The sequence below is a fragment of the Streptomyces aureoversilis genome (genome assembly GCF_042657885.1).
GTDB classification, from domain to species: domain Bacteria; phylum Actinomycetota; class Actinomycetes; order Streptomycetales; family Streptomycetaceae; genus Streptomyces; species Streptomyces aureoversilis.
In genome coordinates, this window is the sequence record NZ_JBHSKJ010000005.1 from 376451 (window position 1) to 396563 (window position 20113).

Below are 20113 nucleotides of genomic sequence, written 5' to 3' on the forward strand. Positions count from 1 at the left end.
CGATTACCGACGACCTAGCGGGCGCCTGTGCCGTCAGCAGCCCGGCAGCCGTCAGCGGTCCGCCAGCCGTCCGCGTCCACGCCTCCCGGTACCGCGCCCCCCGCCTCGTACGGCTCACGGGTGAAGACGAACGTGCCGAGGTCGAGGTGGCTGACCGCGCCCTCCGCCGTCCGGACCGCGGTCAGCGTCTCCCCCGCGTAGTAGTCGTTGAGCCCCGTCCAGGTCCCGTCCTCCTCCGGGCGGAAGCGCGAGGCGCGCCCGCCCGAGCCCAGCGGTGACAACTCCAGCGCCCCGCCGGCGCACAGCCGCAGCGTGAACGGCGCCGCACCCCAGTACCAGGAGCCCGTCAGCTCCAGGTGCTCGTCCTTCACCTCGGAGAGCGGGCTCCAGGGCGCGGGGATCCGCGGTTCGAGCTCGGCGACCGTCGTCAGCAGGTCCGCCGCGACGCCCCAGACCTCGAAGCAGGAGGTGCGGTTGGCCAGGACGACGCCCGCGATCCCGTCCTGCGGGCTCGTCAGCAGCATCGCCACGAAGCCCGGCATGGTGCCCATGTGGCCCACGAGCGTCCGGCCTTCCAGCTGGATCACCTGCATACCGAGTCCGTAGCCGGACTGCCCCGGCGCCTGCGAGCCGCCCTCCGGCGTCCGCATCTCGGCGAGCGTCGCCGCGGACAGCACCCGCTCGTCCCCGTCCGTCAGGAACGCCGCGAAGCGGCACAGGTCGGCGGTCGTGGACCAGAGCTGGCCTGCGGGTCCCATCCGCCCGGTGTCCGCCGCGGGCTCCGGAAGGAGGACGTCCGCCCAGGGGTGCACGGCCCAGCCGTCCGCGTGGGGCGCGGCGGGCGCGAGGGTCGTGCGCTCCATGCCGAGCGGCGCGAGCACCTCGCGGCGCAGCACCTCGTACCAGTTCTCCCCGCGGATCCGCTCGACCAGGGCGCCGAGCAGCGCGTAGCCGGGGTTGGAGTAGTGGTGCAGCCGCCCGGGGGCGTGGCGCTGGGGGCGGTCGCCGAAGAGGTCGTCGAGCTCGGGGCGCAGCGCGCCGTCCGTGCGCTCCCACCACGGCCCGCGCGCCTCCGCCGTGAGCCCCGCGGTGTGCGACAGGAGCTGGGCGATGGTCGCGTCACCGCCCGCCGGGGTGTCGAGGTACGTGCCGAGCCGGTCGTCCAGCTTCAGCAGCCCCTCGTCGCGCAGTCGCATCACCAGTACGGCGACGAAGGTCTTGGTGATCGAACCGATGCGGTACTGGACGTCCTCGGACCGCGCCCCTCCCGGCAGTTCGCCGCGGCCGGAGCTCCACACCAGGTTCCCCTCCCGCATCACCGCCCCCACCATGGAGGGCGCGCGCCCCTGGGACTGACCGGTGGCGAGGCGGTGGAGCAGAGCACGGCGGGTGGCGGGCAGCAGCCCGGCGTCGTTGTACGAGGCATCGATCATGTCCGCACCCTAGCCAGGACGATGCGCACGGGCACCGGCATTTCGCCGCACTGGCTTTCACGTCCACGTGAAGGTTTACGGTCGTGGCCATGCGCATCGGGGAACTGGCCCGGCAGGCGGGCACCACCACTCGTACCCTGCGGCACTACGAGGAGCTCGGGCTCCTGCCCGCCCGCCGCAGCGGCAACGGCTACCGCACCTACGACGACGGCGACCTGCGCCTGCTCCAGCAGATCCGCACGCTGCAGGACTTCGGCTTCGGGCTGGAGGAGACCCGTCCGTTCGTGGACTGCCTGCGGGCCGGCCACCCGGCCGGGGACTCCTGCCCCGCCTCCCTCGACGTCTACCGCCGCAAGCTCGCGGAGCTGGACGACTGCATCGACCACCTGCAGCGGATCCGGGCCGAGGTGGGCGCCCAGCTCGCGCGCGCCGAACTGGAGGCCGCGGCCGATGTCCCCGGCGGCCCGCCGCCGCTGTGCGCCTTCACCTGCCCGGAACCGCCTGCACCACCGGAAGCGCCACCATTCGAAGGGACCCCTGGGACACCATGAGCAGCTCCACAGCCGCAGACACGACCGCAGCCACAGCCGTAGACACGACCACGACCACAGCCGCAGCCACAGCCACAGCCACAGCCACAGCCGTCACCAGCGTCACCGACGCCACCTTCGCCGCCGAAGTCCTCGGCCAGCAGCTCCCCGTGCTCGTCGAGTTCACCGCCGACTGGTGCCCGCCCTGCCGCATGATCGCGCCTGTGCTCGCCGACCTGGCAGAGCAGGAAGCCGGACGACTCAAGATCGTCGCGCTCGACGTGGACGCCAATCCGCAGACGCAGGCCGCCTACGGGGTCCTGTCCATGCCGACCCTGATGCTCTTCCGCGCGGGCGAGCCGGTGACGTCCCTCGTGGGCGCCCGCTCCAAGGCCCGCCTGCTCCGCGACCTCGACGGCCTCCTGGACTGACCGAACCGGAACACGGCGAGCGGCCAGGGCACGCCCCGGTCCGATCAGGGCACGCCTCGGACCGATCAAGGCACCCCCCGGTCCGATCAGGTCTGCGCCATGTCCACGAAGCGGGAGTAGTGGCCCTGGAAGGCCACCGTGATCGTGGCCGTCGGGCCGTTACGGTGCTTGCCGACGATGATGTCCGCCTCGCCCGCGCGGGGCGACTCCTTCTCGTAGGCGTCCTCGCGGTGGAGCAGGATGACCATGTCGGCGTCCTGCTCGATGGAGCCGGATTCACGCAGGTCGGAGACCATCGGCTTCTTGTCCGTGCGCTGCTCGGGGCCACGGTTCAGCTGCGAGAGCGCGATGACCGGCAGCTCCAGCTCCTTGGCCAGCAGCTTGAGGTTCCGGGACATGTCCGAGACCTCCTGCTGGCGGCTCTCGGCGCGCTTGGCGCCGCCGGCCTGCATCAGCTGCAGATAGTCGATGATCACGAGCTTGATGCCGCTGCGCTGCTTCAGGCGGCGGCACTTGGCGCGGATCTCCATCATCGACAGGTTCGGGGAGTCGTCGATGAAGAGCGGGGCGGCGGAGACGTCGGGCATCCGGCGGGCGAGGCGCGTCCAGTCCTCGTCCGTCATCGAGCCGGAGCGCATGTGGTGCAGCGCCACGCGCGCCTCGGCGGACAGCAGGCGCATCGCGATCTCGTTGCGGCCCATTTCGAGCGAGAAGATCACGCTCGGCATGTTGTGCTTGATCGAGCAGGCGCGGGCGAAGTCCAGCGCGAGGGTGGACTTACCCATGGCGGGACGGGCCGCGATGACGATCATCTGGCCGGGGTGCAGGCCGTTCGTCAGGGAGTCCAGGTCGGTGAAGCCCGTCGGCACGCCGGTCATCTCGCCGCTGCGCGAGCCGATCGCCTCGATCTCGTCGAGCGCGCCCTCCATGATGTCGCCCAGGGGGAGGTAGTCCTCGCTGGTGCGCTGCTCGGTGACGGCGTAGACCTCGGCCTGGGCCTTGTTGACGATGTCGTCGACGTCGCCGTCGGCGGCGTATCCCATCTGGGTGATGCGCGTGCCGGCCTCGACGAGGCGGCGCAGCACGGCGCGCTCGTGGACGATCTCGGCGTAGTACTCGGCGTTGGCCGCGGTGGGGACCGTCTGGACCAAGGAGTGCAGGTAGGGCGCGCCGCCGACGCGGGTGATCTCGCCGCGCTTGGTGAGCTCGGCGGCGACGGTGATCGGGTCGGCCGGCTCGCCCTTGGCGTAGAGGTCGAGGATGGCCTGGTAGATCGTCTCGTGCGCCGGGCGGTAGAAGTCGTGGCCCTTGAGGACCTCGACGACGTCGGCGATGGCGTCCTTGGACAGCAGCATGCCGCCGAGGACGGACTGCTCGGCGTCCAGGTCCTGGGGGGGCACGCGCTCGAAGGCGGCGGCTGCCTGCTGGCCCTGCCCGCCGCCCTGCGACCAGGAGCCGTCCTCCGCGCCGCGGTCGTGGCGCTCGCCGCGGGAGGGGCCGTCGCCGCGGCGGGGACGGGACACGGGGAGGCGGTCGCCGGGACCTGCATCCGCCCAGGGGTCGTCCATGGGCTCGGGGATGCTCATCCCGCCACCTCCTCCCGTCCGCGGAGCGGACCTTGCCGTGCTGTTCTTTCTTACGGCACGGCTCTGACAAACAGCCCGCCCGACTCCGGTTCCGGCGCGTCGAGTTCAGGGCGGTCCCGTCAGGTCCGTCGGGGCCGGAACAGGCGTCGGCCGCCGGTCCACGGTAGGCCCGCGGGCACCGTCAGCCAATCTGGTTATCCACAGGCCGTGTGGATGACGGGCCCCATCCTGTGGAGAAGTCCGCGCATCCTGTGCACGAGGCGGGGGAAACCGCTGTGGACAAACACACAGCCTCTTCGATCTCAAGCCTCTGACCTGCGGATTCGCCATCCACCGGCTGTTGAGGAGAAAAACTTTCCCCGTCCGCCGGAGATCACGACAAACGGCGCAGAGAAGATCGGACCGAGCGGCTCAATGTAAGGGTCCCATGATAGTTGCACCAATTACCTGTGGAAGATTAGGTTGGGGGGATGACCCAGGCTCCCGAGCGCGCCCCCGCCACCGCCCGCCGGCACGACCGCGAGATCGTCGCGCTGGCCGTGCCCGCCTTCGGCGCGCTCGTCGCGGAGCCCCTCTTCCTCATGGCCGACAGCGCCATCGTCGGCCACCTCGGCACCCCGCAGCTCGCCGGGCTCGGCATAGCCGCCGCCCTGCTCACCACGGCCGTCAGCGTCTTCGTCTTCCTCGCCTACGCCACCACCGCGGCGGTCTCCCGGCGCGTGGGAGCCGGCGACCTGCGGGCCGCGATACGCCAGGGCATGGACGGCATATGGCTCGCCGCGCTCCTCGGCGCAGCCCTCGTGGCGGCCGTCCTGCCCACCGCCCCCGCGGTCGTCGAGCTCTTCGGCGCCTCCCCGACCGCCGCCCCGTACGCCACGACGTACCTGCGGATCAGCGCTCTCGGCATCCCCGCCATGCTGATCGTCCTCGCCGCCACCGGCGTCCTGCGCGGCCTGCAGGACACCCGCACCCCGCTGGCCGTGGCCATCGGGGGCTTCGCCCTCAACGGCGCCCTCAACGCCGGGCTCGTCTACGGCGCGGGCCTCGGCATCGCCGGCTCCGCCTGGGGCACGGTCATCGCCCAGTGGGCCATGACCGCCGCCTACCTCGCCGTGGTCCTCCGGGGCGCCCGGCGCCACGGCGCCTCCCTGCGGCCCGACGCGGCGGGCATCCGGGCCTGTGCCCAGGCCGGCGTCCCGCTCCTGGTCCGCACGCTCTCGCTGCGCGCCGTCCTCATGATCGCCACGGCCGTGGCGGCCCGGCTCGGCGACGCCCAGATCGCCGCCCACCAGATAGTGCTCACGCTCTGGACCCTGCTGGCCTTCGCGCTGGACGCCATAGCCATCGCCGGACAGGCGATCATCGGGCGCTACCTGGGCGCGGGCGACGCGGACGGCGCCCGGGCCGCCTGCCGGCGCATGGTGCAGTGGGGCGTCGCCTCGGGCGCGGTGCTGGGGGTGCTGGTGGTGGCCTCCCGGCCGCTGTTCATCCCCCTGTTCACCTCCGACGGCACCGTACGGGACACCCTGCTGCCGGCCCTGCTGGTGGTGGCCCTCTCCCAGCCCGTCGCAGGCGTGGTCTTCGTCCTGGACGGGGTGCTGATGGGCGCCGGAGACGGCGCCTACCTCGCCTGGGCCATGCTGCTGGTCCTCGCCGTCTTCGCCCCTGCGGCCCTGCTCGTCCCCGTGCTCGGAGGCGGCCTGACCGCCCTGTGGTGGGCGATGACGCTGATGATGGCGGCCCGGATGGCGACCCTGTGGATGCGGGCGCGGTCGGGGCGCTGGATCGTCACCGGGGCGACCCGGTGAAGAAACGTATCCCCTGATGACCTGAACGAAGGCACGCATCCCCGGAGAACGAAGACACGCATCCCCGGAGGCGGTGCGAAGAGGCGGTGCGAACAGCAGGAGGGCCGCACCCCCACAGGGGTACGGCCCTCCTTCAGGCTCTACCGATCACCGGTGGGTGATCAGGCAGCGACGACCTCGATGCCGAGCTTGGCAACGACGTCGGCGTGCAGACGCACGGAGACCTGGTGGGCGCCCAGGGTCTTGATGGGCGAGCCCACCTCGACGCGGCGCTTGTCGACGTCCGGGCCACCGGCAGCCTTGATCGCCGCAGCGACGTCGGCCTGGGTCACGGAGCCGAACAGGCGGCCGGCCTCGCCGGAGCGGGTGGCCAGGCGGACCTTGAGGCCCTCCAGCTGACCCTTGATCTCGTTGGCCTGCTCGATCGTGGCGATCTCGCGGATCTTGCGAGCGCGGCGGATCTGAGCGACGTCCTGCTCGCCACCCTTGGTCCAGCGGATCGCGAAACCGCGCGGGACCAGGTAGTTGCGGGCGTAGCCGTCCTTGACGTCGACGACGTCACCGGCGGTGCCGAGGCCGGAGACCTCGTGGGTGAGGATGATCTTCATTAGTTGGTCACCCTTCCCTTATCGCGCGGACGAGGTGTAGGGCAGCAGCGCCATCTCACGGCTGTTCTTCACAGCCGTGGCGACGTCACGCTGGTGCTGGGTGCAGTTGCCGGTCACGCGACGGGCACGGATCTTGCCGCGGTCGGAAATGAACTTCCGCAGCATGTTCGTGTCCTTGTAGTCCACGTAAGCGGTCTTGTCCTTGCAGAAAGCGCAGACCTTCTTCTTAGGCTTGCGCGGCGGGGGCTTCGCCATCGTTTCTCTCCTGTGTGATCAAGAAGTTTGTGTGCTGCTCGCCCTTAGAAGGGCGGCTCGTCCGAGTAGCCGCCGGAGTTGCCGGGGCCGCCGCCCCAGCCGCCTCCGCCGCCGCCCTGCTGGCCGCCGGACGGCGCGCTGGTGGCCCAGGGGTCGTCGGCGGGAGCACCGCCGCCGCCCTGCTGCTGCTGACCGCCGGAGCCACCGCCCCAGCCGCCCTGCTGCTGGCCACCGCCGTAGCCACCCTGGCCACCGCGACCCGCGGTCTTGGTGACCTTCGCCGTGGCGTTCTTCAGGCTGGCGCCGACCTCTTCGACGTCGAGCTCGTAGACCGTGCGCTTGACGCCCTCGCGGTCCTCGTAGGACCGCTGCTTCAGACGGCCCTGCACGATGACGCGCATGCCGCGCTGAAGCGACTCGGCGACGTTCTCCGCCGCCTGACGCCACACCGAGCACGTGAGGAAGAGGCTCTCGCCGTCCTTCCACTCGTTGGTCTGGCGGTCGAAGGTGCGGGGAGTGGACGCGACGCGGAACTTCGCGACCGCCGCACCGGACGGGGTGAAGCGCAGCTCGGGGTCGTCGACGAGATTGCCGACGACCGTGATGACGGTCTCGCCTGCCATGGGTGAACCTCTCGGCGGGTGTGCTGCTGGCTGCTTGCTGCTCGTTGAGCTACAGCCCGATTACCTCTGAACCGCTGGGGTTCAGTGGGTCTCGGGACGGAGGACCTTGGTCCGGAGGACCGACTCGTTCAGGTTCATCTGGCGGTCGAGCTCCTTGACGACCGCAGGCGTGGCCTGCAGGTCGATGACCGAGTAGATGCCCTCGGGCTTCTTCTTGATCTCGTACGCGAGACGACGACGGCCCCAGGTGTCGACCTTCTCGACCTTTCCGTTGCCCTCACGGACGACGGAGAGGAAGTTCTCGATCAGCGGGGAGACAGCGCGCTCCTCGAGATCGGGGTCGAGGATGACCATCACCTCGTAGTGACGCATGTGGAACCCACCTCCTTTGGACTCAGCGGCCACGGTCGTTCCGTGGCAGGAGGGTCGTGATGCGTGAACAACGGTATCGGCCGACACTGACAATCAGCGGAAAGTCCCTGGGTTGCCCCAGAGGACCGAAGCTGGTCTGGGCAGACACCGGTGCAGACCGTACAGAGTACCCGCACTCCGGCTTCCGGTTGAAATCCGGCCGCGTCGGCCCGCAATCTGTACCCACCGGATGTGACCGGCGCAACAATGCGCCGGTCGCCTTCAGGAGGAGGTAGCCCCATGACACAGGCAGTGCGCCAGTCCCGCGGCCCCCGTTCTTTGATCAATGCCGTGCTCAACAGCGACGGAAAGCCGCATCCGCTCGAGAACACCTTCGTCGCCGTGACGCTGGTGCTCGGAGTGCTCGCTTTCGTCTCCTCGGCCTTCAACAACCTGCACCTGCTGAGCTCGTGGAGCGGGCTGGTCGGCATCCTCACCGGCGCGTACGGCCAGTACATCTCGGCCACGACGGGCGAGCGCTTCCTGCTGATCATCGGACTGGGAGCGTCCGCCTTCGGCTTCTTCCTGGGCATGGCCCACGGGGGTCTCTTCGGGGGTGTCATCGGATAGCGCGGGGCCCGCCCGGCCGTACACCCGAACGGGCGCCCCAACGGTGTGCGTCCCTGTCGCAGTAGGCTTCGCCGCGAGAGCCGGAGCCCCGACCATGGGGACACACCTGCCGAGGAGCGCCCCGCATGAGCCTGACCCTGAGGACAATCAGCCGAGAGCAGCATCTGGCATATATCCAGAGCCTGCCCGCGGCCAGTCACATGCAGGTGCCGGCGTGGGCCGATGTCAAGGCGGAGTGGCGCTCGGAGAGCCTGGGCTGGTTCGACAAGACCGGGCAGATGGTCGGCGCGGGTCTGGTGCTCTACCGCCAGCTGCCCAAGATCAAGCGTTACCTGGCCTACCTGCCCGAGGGCCCGGTGATCAACTGGTTCTCGCCGAACCTCGCCGACTGGCTGCAGCCCATGCTCGCCCACCTCAAGCAGCAGGGCGCCTTCTCCGTGAAGATGGGGCCCCCGGTCGTCATCCGGCGCTGGGACGCCAACGCGATCAAGTCCGGCATCTCCGACCCGGACGTCAAGCGCCTGCGCGACGTCGAGGCCACCTTCATCGAGCCGCGCGCCTTCGAGGTCGCCGACCAGCTGCGCCGGATGGGCTGGCAGCAGGGCGAGGACGGCGGCGCCGGCTTCGGTGACGTCCAGCCGCGGTACGTCTTCCAGGTGCCCCTGGCGAACCGCTCGCTCGAGGACGTCCACAAGAACTTCAACCAGCTGTGGCGCCGCAACATCAAGAAGGCCGAGAAGGCCGGCGTCGAGGTGGTCCAGGGCGGCTACGAGGACCTGCCCACCTGGCAGCACCTGTACGAGATCACCGCGGAGCGCGACAAGTTCCGCCCGCGGCCGCTGAGCTACTTCCAGCGCATGTGGACGGCCCTCAACACCGAGGACCCCAACCGCATGCGGCTGTACTTCGCGGTGCACGAGGGCGAGGCCGTCGCCGCCGCGACCATGCTGATCGTCGGCGGGCACGTCTGGTACTCCTACGGCGCCTCCGCCAACCACAAGCGCGAGGTCCGTCCCTCCAACGCGATGCAGTGGCGGATGCTGCGCGACGCCTACGCGCTGGGCGCGAGCGTCTACGACCTGCGCGGCATCGGCGACTCCCTGGACGAGAGCGACCACCTCTTCGGCCTCATCCAGTTCAAGGTCGGCACGGGCGGCCAGGCCGCGGAGTACCTGGGCGAGTGGGACTTCCCGCTCAACAAGCTGCTCCACAAGGCCCTCGACATGTACATGTCGCGCCGCTGACGTTCCCCCGGGGTCGTGCGATCCCGGGCTTTCGGCAAGCACAGCATCCAGCAGGCACAGGGAAAGGTTCCGGGACGGGCCATGGCGCTCACGCTCTACGTCGACACCGCGCGCTGGCGGGCGCACCAGCAAACCATCGTCCAGCAGTTCCCGGGCATCATCCCGGTGTGCAAGGGCAATGGATACGGCTTCGGCAACGGGCGGCTGGCCGACGAAGCGGCGCGCTTCGGCTCGGACGTCCTCGCCGTGGGCACCACCTACGAAGCGGCCCGGATCAAGGACTACTTCAGCGGTGACCTGCTGGTGCTCACCCCCTTCCGGCTGGGCGAGGAGCCCGTGCCGCTGCCGGACCGGGCCATCCGGTCCGTCTCCTCGGTCGAGGGGGTGCGCGGCCTGGTGGGCGCGCGCGTCGTCGTCGAGGTCATGAGCACCATGAAGCGGCACGGCATCAGCGAGGAGGACCTGCCCAAGCTGCACGCGGCCATAGAGGACGTGCGCCTGGAGGGCTTCGCCATCCACCTGCCGCTGGACCGCACGGACGGCTCGGACGCCGTCCAGGAGATCTCCGAGTGGATGGAGCGGCTGCGCAACGCACGCCTGCCGCTGCACACCATGTTCGTCAGCCACCTGAAGTCCGAGGAGCTCGCGCGGCTGCAGCAGCAGTACCCGCACACCCGCTTCCGCGCGCGCATCGGCACCCGGCTGTGGCTCGGCGACCACGGCGCCACCCACTACAAGGGCGCGGTCCTGGACGTGACGCCCGTGTCCAAGGGCGATCGCTTCGGCTACCGCCAGCAGAAGGTCGGCGCCGACGGCCACCTCGTCGTCGTGGCGGGCGGCACCTCGCACGGCGTGGGCCTGGAGGCGCCGAAGGCGCTGCACGGCATGATGCCGCGGGCCAAGGGCGTCGCCCGGGCGGGCCTCGCGACCATGAACCGCAACCAGTCGCCGTTCTACTGGGCCGACAAGCAGCTCTGGTTCGCGGAGCCCCCGCACATGCAGGTGTCGATCCTCTTCGTGCCGAACGACATGCCGACCCCCCAGGTCGGCGACGAGATGGTGGCCAAGCTGCGGCACACCACCACGACGTTCGACCGTCTCGTCGACCACTGACCCACCCCCTCCCCTCGGGTTGACGGGCCCGGGCGGCCGCCCCCTACGCCGGCGGGCGGCTGCCTGTGCCCCAGCGCACGCTCATGCCGGCGGACCGCTCCGCGTACGGCGGCGCGTGCGTGGAGCCCAGGGCGACGACGTCCGGGGCCCCGTCGAGGATGCCGCCGGAGGGGTCGTCGGAGCCGTCCCGGCGGACGACGTCCCGCTCGGGCATGAGGACGTCGCGCACGACGACCGCGCACAGGTACAGCGTGCCCAGCAGGTGCAGGGCGATGGCCAGTTGATAGCCCTCCGTGGGCAGGCCCTGGTGTTTGTCTCCGCTGCCCGTGTAGGCGAGGTAGGACCAGATGCCGAGGAAGTACAGCACCTCGCAGGCCTGCCAGATCAGGAAGTCGCGCCACTTGGGGCGCGCCAGCACGGCGAGCGGGATGAGCCAGAGCACGTACTGCGGTGAATAGACCTTGTTGGTGAGGACGAAGAGCGCCACCACGAGGAAGGCCAGCTGGGCGAAGCGCGGGCGCCTGGGGGCGTAGAGGCCGAGGGCCACCAGGGCCAGGCAGCCCAGGATCATCAGCAGGCTCACGTACGTATTGGCGTCGTCCAGGGGGTTGCCCGTCCGCTGGGAGATCAGCAGCCAGATGGAGCCGAAGTCGATCGGGCGCTCCTGGCTGAAGGTGTAGAACTTCGCCCAGCCCTCGCGGATGTGGAAGCCGGCGGCGTCGTGCTCGAGCATCACCGGGAGGTTCACCACCAGCCAGGCGGCCACGGCGGACGCGGTGGTCACGGCGAAGGCCTTCATGCGCCCGGCCCGCAGGCACAGCACGAAGAGCGGGCCGAGGAGCAGCAGCGGATAGAGCTTCGCCGCGGCGGCCAGGCCGATCAGGGCGCCCGCGGGCACCGCCCTGCCGCGGGACCACATCAGCATGGCCGCCGCGGTGAGGGCCACGGCGAACAGGTCCCAGTTGACGGTGGCCGTCAGGGCGAAGGCGGGCGCGAGCGCGATCAGCAGGGCGTCCCAGGGCCGGCGCCGGTGCGTACGGGCCGAGCAGAGGGCGATCACGGCGGTGCAGGCCATCAGCATGCCGGCGTTGACCAGCCAGTTGATCTGCTCGCGGTGCTGGATGGTGCCGCCGCCGGGGGTGAGCCAGGCGGCGATCTGCATGAACAGGCCGGTGAGAACCGGATATTCCAGATAGTCCATCCCGCCGGAGACGGCCTGGGGGATGCGGTCGAAGTACGGGATCAGGCCCGCGTCGAAGCCGCGGCCGCTGTAGAGGTGCGGGATGTCGGAGTAGCAGGCGTGGGTGTACTGCGTGGTGGCGCCGAAGAACCACCCGTACTCGTAGCAGGGGAGCTTCTGGACCATGCCGAGGGCGAACATCCCGATCGCCACCAGCACGATCACACGGACCGGCGTCCACCAGCCCCCGCCGGGCACGGCTCGCTTGCCCGCGGGCCCGCCGATGAGCTCGCTGCCTGCGGCCGCCACCTCGTCCTCATCGGTCGGCCGCACCTGCCGTTCGTCGTCCCGCGCGCTCCTCATGGGGCCATCCTGCCGTACGCGCCTGTGAAGCCGCCGGAGCCTGTGGATAACTCGGAGGGCCGTCCCGCGCGAACGCGGGACGGCCCTCCGAGCGTGTGCCGGACTCGTGGGTCCGGGCCGGTCAGCCGTTCATGCCACCGAAGAGGCCGCCGCCTCCGGGGCGCCTGCTGGTCTCCGGCGACGGCGACTCGCCCGGCCCGCCGGAACCGCCGGCCGGTCCGCCACCGGGACCACCGGTGGCGCCGCCGTCCTTCCCGCCGTCCTTCCCGCCGTTGCTCCCGCCGTGCTTGCAGCGGAAGTCGAACACCGAGCAGGAGCGGCTCGCCGACGGGCTCGGCGAGGCGGACTTCGACGGCGTACCGGAGGGGGAAGTGGACGGCGACGGGGGCGCGGAGGGGGGAGCGCTGGGGGAGGGGCTGGCGCCGTCACCGAAGATCTTCTCGCCGAGCGGCTGCGCCGGCTCGAACTGCTCGATCGGCTGGCCCTTGAGCGCGGCGTTCATGTAGTCGGCCCAGATCTCCGCCGGGAACGACGCACCGTGGATGGTCTCCTTGCCGCCCACGCCGCGCATCGACAGGAACTCCTGCTTCTTGGCGTTGGGGTCGACCCGGTACATGCCGATCGCCGTGGACAGCTGCGGGGTGTAGCCCGCGAACCAGGCGGAGCGGTTCTCGTCCGTCGTACCCGTCTTGCCCGCGGCCGGACGGCCGCCGGCGAGCTTGGCCGAGGTGCCCGTGCCCTCCTCCACGACGGTCTTGAGCACGTCGGTGACGTTGTTCGCCACGTTCGGCGAGAACGCCGTGTCCGACTTCATCTCGTGCGCGTAGACCGCCCTGCCGTCCCGCTCGACCTTCTCGACCGAGTACGGGTCGATCTGCTTGCCTCCGGCGGCGAAGGTGGCGTAGGAACCGGCCAGCCGGATCGCGCTGGGCGCCGATGTGCCGAGCGAGAAGGTGGGCGTGGGGGCGGAGAGCTGGTCCTTGTCCAGGCCGGCCCGCAGGGCGGCCTCCTTGACCAGGTCCGTGCCCACGTCCATGCCGAGCTGGATGAACGGGGTGTTCACCGAGTACTGCATGGCGGTGCGCAGGGTGACGAGGCCCTTGTCCTCGTCACCGTCGTTCTTCTGGTGCCACTCGCTGCCGTCGTTGTCGTGCCAGATCTTGCCGTTGTACTCCCGCAGCGTCACCTTGTTGTTGCCGTTGTAGATGCTGTCGGGAGAGACGATCGTGCGCTGGCTGTCGCTCTGCTGCCGACCCAGGGCCGGATTGCGCTTGCCGTGCGACATGGCCGCGGCGAGCACGAAGGGCTTGAAGGTCGAGCCCACCTGCACACCGGTGTAGTCGGCGTTGTTGGTGTAGTGCTCCAGGGCGTTCTCGCCGCCGTAGATGGCGACGATCTTGCCGGACTTGGGGTCGACGGAGGCCCCGCCGAACTGCACGAACTTGTCGCGCTCCCGCACGTCCGGCTTGATGTTCGCCTTGCGGACCTCCTCGACCGACTTCGCCAGGGCGTTGACCTTGTCCCGGTCGAAGGTCGTGTAGATCTGGTAGCCGCCGCGGTCCAGCTGGGTCTTGCTGATGCCGGAGTGGGCGACGACGTAGTTGTCGGCGAGGTCGGTGAGGTAGCCGATCTGACCGGCGCGGTTGGTCGCGGGCTTGGGCTTCTGGGGAGTCGGGAAGCCCTTGCCGACCCACATGTCGCGGTCGGTCGCCTTCATGTTGCCCGTCTCGACCTCGCGGTCCAGGGTCCACTTCCAGCGGTCGGTGGCCCGCTTGGTGTTCTTCTCCGCGGTGGCCGCCGGGCCCTGGCCGCCGTACGGGTCGTACAGGTTGGGGCCGTTGAGCGTGGCGGCGAGGAAGGCGCTCTCGCTCGGCGTGAGGTCCTTGCAGTCCTTGTCGTAGTAGGCCCGTGCCGCGGCCTGGATCCCGTAGGCCCCTCGCCCGTAATAGGCGGTGTTGAGGTACCCCGCGAGGATCTCGTCCTTGTCCTTGGTGGCACCCACCTTTATGGAGATCAGCAGCTCGGTGGCCTTGCGCTTGAGCGTCTGTTCCTGGCTCAGGTACGTGTTCTTCACGAACTGCTGCGTGATGGTCGAACCGCTCTGGGTCTCCCCGCCCTGCGCCATCTTCACGACGGCGCGCGCGATGCCCATCGGGTCGACGCCCCAGTCCTTGTAGAAGCTGGCGTTCTCGGCCGAGATCACCGCTCGCTGCATCGACAGGGGGATCTTGGAGATCGGCACGATCTGGCGGTTGAGCGCGCCACCGCCCGCGACCACCATCTGCTTGCCGTCGGCCCAGTAGTAGACGTTCTTCTGCACCTGGGCGGTCCGCTGGGCGGACGGCACCTGGACCACGGCCAGGGCGATGCCCACGGTGCCGAAGATCAGGCCGATGAAGGTGAAGGCCGTCCCCAGGACCAGCTTCCAGGAGGGCATCCAGCGCTTGGCGCCGTCCTTGCCCGCCCGGGGATAGTCGATGAAGCGCTTCTTGCCGGGGCGCCGGCCGCCGGAGCCTCCTCCTGGATCGCCGCCGCGTCTGCGCCCGCCGGCCGCGGGGCCTCGCTGGGTCGCACGGCGGGCCTCGGCCCGGCTGCCGTGCCGGTCGGACTCGCCGCGGCCGGACCCCGCGGCGGAACTGCTGGTTGGCGCGGCGCGGCGGCCGGGTCCCGGCTGCTGTGCCGCGCGCCTGGCCGCGGCTCGTCCGCCGCCCTGAGGCTGCGGCGGCTTGCGGCGGTGCTCGCTCATCGAACGACTACTCCTCGGGCAGGCGCTATCGCCTGGAAGCGGCAGGTGGCTTGCGTTCCCCCCGATGCGCTGAACGGCTGCCTGAGGCAACCGGGCGCATTGCGTACGGGACGAGGACGCCTGTCGTCGTCACTCGGTTCCCGCTGGTCTGCATGGCGCACAGACTACGCACGGCCAAATCGCTCCTACTGCGGATGTTCACTCCAAATCAGGCCGCTTGTGTCCCACGAATCGGTGATGTGACCTCGTTCACCGTGCCCCCTCTTGTCGCATCCAGGGGTGCGTTCTATCGTCTGGATGTATCGAGTCGATACATCAGCTCGGCATAAAGGTCGGCTCGGAGTCGGCATAAGGGACCAATAGGGACTAGGGATCACAAGGACTAGGCTGTGTGCGACAAGGAGGCGAAACATGAGCAGACGCTCCGGCATCCTCGAGTTCGCCGTCCTCGGCCTGCTCCGCGAGTCCCCGATGCACGGCTACGAGCTGCGGAAACGCTTGAACACCTCGCTCGGGGTGTTCCGTGCGTTCAGCTACGGCACCCTCTACCCCTGCCTGAAGGCCCTCGTGGCGAACGGCTGGCTGGTCGAGGAGCCCGGGAGCGCTCCGGAAGACGCCCGGGCGGCGTCCCTGGCCGGACGACGGGCGAAGATTGTCTACCGCCTGACGGCAGAGGGCAAGGAGCACTTCGAGGAGCTGCTCGCCCACACCGGCCCGGACACGTGGGAGGACGAACACTTCGCCGCCCGCTTCGCGTTCTTCGGGCAGACGTCGCGGGACGTACGGATGCGCGTGCTGGAAGGCCGCCGCAGTCGTCTGGAGGAGCGCCTCGAAAAGATGCGCGCCTCCCTCGCCCGCACCCGGGAGCGGCTGGACGACTACACCCTCGAGCTTCAGCGCCACGGCATGGAGTCCGTGGAGCGCGAGGTCCGCTGGCTGAACGAGCTGATCGAGAGCGAGCGGGCCGGGCGTGACAAGCGCACCGGTCCGGACCAGTGAGCTCTGCACTCCTGCAGGGCTTCGTCGAGTACTAACAGGGAGCAACCGGAATGGGTTCGGTTCGCGTAGCCATCGTCGGCGTGGGCAACTGCGCCGCCTCGCTGGTGCAGGGCGTCGAGTACTACAAGGACGCCGACCCGAACGGCCGCGTGCCGGGTCTGATGCACGTGCAGTTCGGCGACTACCACGTCCGTGATGTGGAGTTCGTTGCCGCCTTCGACGTCGACGCGAAGAAGGTCGGTCTCGACCTCGCCGACGCCATCGGCGCCAGCGAGAACAACACCATCAAGATCTGCGACGTGCCGAACAGCGGCGTCACGGTCCAGCGCGGCCACACCCTCGACGGCCTGGGCAAGTACTACCGCGAGACCATCGAGGAGTCCGCCGAGGCTCCCGTCGACGTCGTGCAGGTCCTCAAGGACAAGCAGGTCGACGTTCTCGTCTGCTACCTCCCCGTGGGTTCCGAGGACGCCGCGAAGTTCTACGCGCAGTGCGCCATCGACGCCAAGGTCGCCTTCGTCAACGCCCTCCCGGTCTTCATCGCCGGCACCAAGGAGTGGGCGGACAAGTTCACCGAGGCCGGTGTCCCGATCGTCGGTGACGACATCAAGTCGCAGGTCGGCGCCACCATCACGCACCGCGTGATGGCCAAGCTGTTCGAGGACCGGGGCGTCATCCTGGACCGCACGATGCAGCTGAACGTCGGCGGCAACATGGACTTCAAGAACATGCTCGAGCGCGACCGCCTCGAGTCGAAGAAGATCTCCAAGACGCAGGCCGTCACCTCGCAGATCCCCGACCGCGAGCTGGGCGAGAAGAACGTCCACATCGGTCCCTCGGACTACGTGGCCTGGCTGGACGACCGCAAGTGGGCGTACGTGCGCCTCGAGGGCCGCGCCTTCGGCGACGTCCCGCTGAACCTGGAGTACAAGCTCGAGGTCTGGGACTCCCCGAACTCGGCCGGTGTCATCATCGACGCCGTCCGCGCCGCGAAGATCGCCAAGGACCGCGGCATCGGCGGCCCGATCCTCTCCGCCTCCTCGTACTTCATGAAGTCGCCGCCGGTGCAGTACTTCGACGACGAGGCCCGCGAGAACGTCGAGAAGTTCATCAAGGGCGAGGTCGAGCGCTAAGCGTTCCGCTTCTTTCGCCTCCTCCGCCACAGGTCCCCGGGTCGTCCGCCCGGGGACCTGTGCGTTGTGTGAGGCTGTGGACCATGCCCGTTGTGCGTGATCTTCGCGTCCTGCTGCGCCTTCGCGATTTCCGCCGCCTGCTGGCAGTCAGGCTCCTCTCCCAGGCCGCCGACGGGGTCTACCAGGTCGCCCTCGCCGCCTACGTGGTCTTCTCCCCGGAGAAGCAGGCCTCCCCCACGGCCATCGCCTCGGCCATGGCCGTGCTCCTGCTGCCGTACTCGCTGCTGGGCCCCTTCGCCGGAGTGCTGCTGGACCGCTGGCGCCGCCGCCAGGTGCTGCTCCACGGCAACCTGCTGCGCGCCGCCCTGGCCACCGTGACCGCCCTGCTGATCGTCGCGCGCGTCCCCGACTGGCTCTTCTACGCCTCCGCCCTCTCGGTCACCGCCGTCAACCGCTTCGTGCTGGCCGGGCTCTCCGCCTCCCTGCCCCGGGTGGTCGACTCCCGTGAGCGGCTGGTCATGGCCAACTCCCTCTCCCCGACCGCCGGGACCCTGGCGGCCACCGTGGGCGGCGGCCTCGCCTTCGCCGTACGCGTGGCCGCTCCCGAGGGAGCGGGCTCCGACGCCTGGGTCGTCCTGCTCGGCGCGGCGCTCTACCTGTCCGCCGCCCTGTGCTCCCTGCTGATGCCCATCGGCCTGCTGGGGCCGGACACTCCGGTGGCCCGCCGGCTGGGCGCCGCCCTGACCGGCACGGCTCGGGGACTGGTCGCGGGGCTGCGCCATCTCGCCGAGCGCCGCACGGCTTCCTACGCGCTCGCCGCCATGACGCTGATGCGCTTCTGCTACGGCGCCCTGACCGTCACCGTGCTGATGCTCTGCCGCTACGCGTGGACGAGCAGCGAGTCCAAGGGAATGGCCCTGCTGGGGCTGGCCGTCGCCATCTCGGGGGCGGGGTTCTTCGCGGCGGCCGTCATCACCCCCTGGGCGGTCTCCCGGCTGGGCAGGCTCGGCTGGATCGTCGCCTGCGCCGCCGCAGCGGCGGTGCTGGAACCCGCCCTCGGCCTGCCCTTCGAGCGCGTCCCCATGCTGATCGCCGCCTTCGTCCTGGGCCTGACCACCCAGGGCGCCAAGATCGCCACGGACACCGTGGTGCAGTCCTCGGTGGACGACGCCTTCCGGGGCCGGGTCTTCTCGCTCTACGACGTCCTCTTCAACGTCGCCTTCGTGGGGGCGGCCGCAGTGGCGGCCCTGATGCTGCCGCCCGACGGCCGGTCGGCCCTGCTGGTGTCCGCGATCGCCGCGCTCTACGCCGTCGTCGCCGTCGCCCTGGCGGGCTTCCGGGGCCGGGAGGACGCATGAAGCGGGGGCGGTGGCTGTTTCACGTGAAACCGTGAATCAGCCACCGCCCCCGCTTCATGTTTCACGTGAAACGTGGGTCAGCCCTGCGCCGCCCACCATTCCCTGAGCGCGGCGACCGCCTCGTCATGGCTCATCGGGCCGTTCTCCAGGCGCAGCTCCAGCATGTGCTTGTACGCCTTGCCGATCTGCGGGCCGGGACCGACGCCCAGGATCTCCATGATCTGGTTGCCGTCCAGGTCCGGCCGGATCGCGTCCAGCTCCTCCTGCTCCTGCAGCTTGGCGATGCGCTCCTCCAGGCCGTCGTACGCCCGCGAGAGCGCATTGGCCTTGCGCTTGTTGCGCGTGGTGCAGTCGGACCGGGTCAGCTTGTGGAGCCGCTCCAGCAGGGGCCCGGCGTCGCGCACGTACCGGCGGACGGCGGAGTCGGTCCACTCGCCGGTGCCGTAGCCGTGGAAGCGCAGGTGCAGCTCCACGAGCTTGGAGACGTCCTTCACCAGCTCGTTGGAGTACTTGAGCTTGGTCATCCGGGACTTGGTCATCTTGGCGCCCACCACCTCGTGGTGGTGGAAGGAGACCCGGCCGTCCTTCTCGAAGCGGCGCGTCCGCGGCTTGCCGATGTCGTGCAACAGGGCCGCGAGGCGCAGCACCAGGTCGGGGCCGCCGCCGGGCTGGTCGCGCGGGGCCTCCAGGGCGATGGCCTGCTCCAGGACGATGAGCGTGTGCTCGTACACGTCCTTGTGGCGGTGATGCTCGTCGCGCTCCAGGCGCAGGGCGGGCAGCTCGGGCAGGACGAGCGCGGCGAGGCCGGTGTCGACCAGGAGCCTCAGGCCCTTGCGCGGGTGGTCGGAGAGGATCAGCTTGTTGAGCTCGTCCCGGACCCGCTCGGCCGAGACGATCTCGAGGCGGCCGGACATCTCCGTCATCGCGGTGACGACCTCGGGGGCGACCTCGAAGTCGAGCTGGGCGGCGAAGCGGGCGGCCCGCATCATGCGCAGCGGGTCGTCGGAGAAGGACTCCTCCGGGGTGCCGGGGGTGCGCAGGACCCGGGCGGCCAGGTCCTCCAAGCCGCCGTGCGGGTCGATGAACTCCTTCTCCGGCAGCGCGACGGCCATCGCGTTGACGGTGAAGTCGCGGCGGACGAGGTCTTCCTCGATCGAGTCGCCGTAGGAGACCTCCGGCTTGCGGGAGGTCCGGTCGTAGGCTTCCGATCGGTATGTGGTGACTTCGATGTCGAAGTCGGCTTTGCGGCATCCCACGGTGCCGAAGGCGATGCCGACCTCCCAGACGGAGTCCGCCCAGGGCCGGACGATCTTCAGGACGTCCTGCGGGCGGGCGTCCGTGGTGAAGTCGAGGTCGTTTCCGAGCCGGCCGAGCAGCGCGTCCCGTACGGATCCGCCGACCAGGGCAAGCGTGAACCCGGCTTCCTGGAATCGGCGGGCGAGGTCGTCGGCCACGGGGGAGACCCTCAGGAGCTCGCTCACGGCACGGCGCTGCACATGGCTGAGCTCGTTGGTCGACGACTGGGTGAGGCTGTCATTGTTGGCATTCGGCACAACAGAAGAGGGTACGTGGCCGCGCGCCGCAGGGCCTCCCGGTTACGGACGCATGGCGCACCCCACGCAAAGCGGGTGCAGCCGGGACATCGGGCCGGTTGTGCGATCTTGCGGAGCGGTCCGCAGCACTTCGTCACAGCGGGCCTCGTTACCATTCGTGGACGCACAA

General features: G+C 70.0%; 18 protein-coding genes. 9 read left to right on the plus strand and 9 right to left on the minus strand.

Annotated elements, in window-relative coordinates; all coding sequences use genetic code 11:
- Positions 1 to 14 precede the first annotated feature (14 nt).
- The gene (locus tag ACFPP6_RS11770) at positions 15 to 1433 is read right to left on the minus strand and encodes a serine hydrolase domain-containing protein (protein ID WP_382040006.1); all 1419 of its coding nucleotides are present in this window, start codon (positions 1431 to 1433) and stop codon (positions 15 to 17) included.
- A gap of 89 nt (positions 1434 to 1522) precedes the next feature.
- On the opposite strand from ACFPP6_RS11770, the gene ACFPP6_RS11775 reads away from it, so the two are divergent.
- The gene (locus ACFPP6_RS11775) at positions 1523 to 1984 is read left to right on the plus strand and encodes a MerR family transcriptional regulator (RefSeq protein ID WP_382040009.1); all 462 of its coding nucleotides are present in this window, start codon (positions 1523 to 1525) and stop codon (positions 1982 to 1984) included.
- Positions 1981 to 2394: a thioredoxin gene (gene trxA / locus ACFPP6_RS11780; protein WP_382040011.1), complete on the plus strand. Its 414-nt coding sequence runs from the start codon at positions 1981 to 1983 to the stop codon at positions 2392 to 2394. Before ACFPP6_RS11775 ends, trxA begins: the two co-directional genes overlap by 4 nt.
- An 86-nt stretch (positions 2395 to 2480) precedes the next feature.
- Here the strand turns inward: trxA and dnaB are convergent, their stop codons facing one another.
- Positions 2481 to 3980: a replicative DNA helicase gene (dnaB, locus tag ACFPP6_RS11785; RefSeq protein ID WP_382040014.1), complete on the minus strand. Its 1500-nt coding sequence runs from the start codon at positions 3978 to 3980 to the stop codon at positions 2481 to 2483.
- 470 nt (positions 3981 to 4450) lie between these two features.
- On the opposite strand from dnaB, the gene ACFPP6_RS11790 reads away from it, so the two are divergent.
- Positions 4451 to 5788, plus strand: a complete 1338-nt coding sequence (locus ACFPP6_RS11790) for an MATE family efflux transporter (RefSeq protein WP_382040017.1) — start codon at positions 4451 to 4453, stop codon at positions 5786 to 5788.
- Between the two features lie 161 nt (positions 5789 to 5949).
- On the opposite strand, the gene rplI is transcribed toward ACFPP6_RS11790, so the two are convergent.
- The 4 genes from rplI to rpsF form a co-directional block, all read right to left on the minus strand.
- Positions 5950 to 6396, minus strand: coding sequence for a 50S ribosomal protein L9 (rplI, locus tag ACFPP6_RS11795; protein WP_366086656.1), 447 nt, complete (start codon positions 6394 to 6396; stop codon positions 5950 to 5952).
- A gap of 18 nt (positions 6397 to 6414) precedes the next feature.
- A complete protein-coding gene (gene rpsR / locus ACFPP6_RS11800) occupies positions 6415 to 6651 on the minus strand; it encodes a 30S ribosomal protein S18 (RefSeq protein WP_004950692.1) in 237 nt (78 codons plus the stop codon).
- Positions 6652 to 6695: 44 nt separating this feature from the next.
- The gene (locus tag ACFPP6_RS11805) at positions 6696 to 7274 is read right to left on the minus strand and encodes a single-stranded DNA-binding protein (protein ID WP_120755016.1); all 579 of its coding nucleotides are present in this window, start codon (positions 7272 to 7274) and stop codon (positions 6696 to 6698) included.
- Positions 7275 to 7355: 81 nt separating this feature from the next.
- A complete protein-coding gene (gene rpsF, locus ACFPP6_RS11810) occupies positions 7356 to 7646 on the minus strand; it encodes a 30S ribosomal protein S6 (RefSeq protein ID WP_030366820.1) in 291 nt (96 codons plus the stop codon).
- Between the two features lie 279 nt (positions 7647 to 7925).
- Between rpsF and ACFPP6_RS11815 the strand changes: the two genes are divergently transcribed.
- The 3 genes from ACFPP6_RS11815 (at position 7926) to ACFPP6_RS11825 (ending at position 10612) form a co-directional block, all read left to right on the plus strand.
- Positions 7926 to 8255, plus strand: coding sequence for a hypothetical protein (locus ACFPP6_RS11815; protein ID WP_058045340.1), 330 nt, complete (start codon positions 7926 to 7928; stop codon positions 8253 to 8255).
- Positions 8256 to 8380: 125 nt separating this feature from the next.
- On the plus strand, positions 8381 to 9499 hold the full coding sequence (locus ACFPP6_RS11820; RefSeq protein WP_382040023.1) for a lipid II:glycine glycyltransferase FemX: 1119 nt from the start codon (positions 8381 to 8383) through the stop codon (positions 9497 to 9499).
- A gap of 81 nt (positions 9500 to 9580) precedes the next feature.
- A complete protein-coding gene (locus ACFPP6_RS11825) occupies positions 9581 to 10612 on the plus strand; it encodes an alanine racemase (protein WP_382040025.1) in 1032 nt (343 codons plus the stop codon).
- Between the two features lie 43 nt (positions 10613 to 10655).
- Here the strand turns inward: ACFPP6_RS11825 and ACFPP6_RS11830 are convergent, their stop codons facing one another.
- Together ACFPP6_RS11830 and ACFPP6_RS11835 are read right to left on the minus strand one after the other, a co-directional pair.
- Complete coding sequence (locus ACFPP6_RS11830; protein ID WP_382040028.1) at positions 10656 to 12155, minus strand: glycosyltransferase family 87 protein; 1500 nt, start codon at positions 12153 to 12155, stop codon at positions 10656 to 10658.
- A gap of 121 nt (positions 12156 to 12276) precedes the next feature.
- Positions 12277 to 14901 carry a transglycosylase domain-containing protein gene (locus ACFPP6_RS11835; RefSeq protein ID WP_382040030.1) on the minus strand — a complete coding sequence of 875 codons (2625 nt, stop codon included), beginning with the start codon at positions 14899 to 14901 and terminating at the stop codon, positions 12277 to 12279.
- Between the two features lie 411 nt (positions 14902 to 15312).
- On the opposite strand from ACFPP6_RS11835, the gene ACFPP6_RS11840 reads away from it, so the two are divergent.
- From ACFPP6_RS11840 to ACFPP6_RS11850, 3 genes are all read left to right on the plus strand, one after another.
- Positions 15313 to 15900: a PadR family transcriptional regulator gene (locus ACFPP6_RS11840; protein ID WP_030366826.1), complete on the plus strand. Its 588-nt coding sequence runs from the start codon at positions 15313 to 15315 to the stop codon at positions 15898 to 15900.
- 50 nt (positions 15901 to 15950) lie between these two features.
- On the plus strand, positions 15951 to 17033 hold the full coding sequence (locus ACFPP6_RS11845; protein ID WP_168092214.1) for an inositol-3-phosphate synthase: 1083 nt from the start codon (positions 15951 to 15953) through the stop codon (positions 17031 to 17033).
- A gap of 83 nt (positions 17034 to 17116) precedes the next feature.
- Positions 17117 to 18391: an MFS transporter gene (locus ACFPP6_RS11850; protein ID WP_382040034.1), complete on the plus strand. Its 1275-nt coding sequence runs from the start codon at positions 17117 to 17119 to the stop codon at positions 18389 to 18391.
- A gap of 77 nt (positions 18392 to 18468) precedes the next feature.
- Here ACFPP6_RS11850 and ACFPP6_RS11855 read toward each other — a convergent pair whose 3' ends face one another.
- Complete coding sequence (locus tag ACFPP6_RS11855; protein ID WP_382040037.1) at positions 18469 to 19944, minus strand: CCA tRNA nucleotidyltransferase; 1476 nt, start codon at positions 19942 to 19944, stop codon at positions 18469 to 18471.
- Positions 19945 to 20113: the final 169 nt, after the last annotated feature.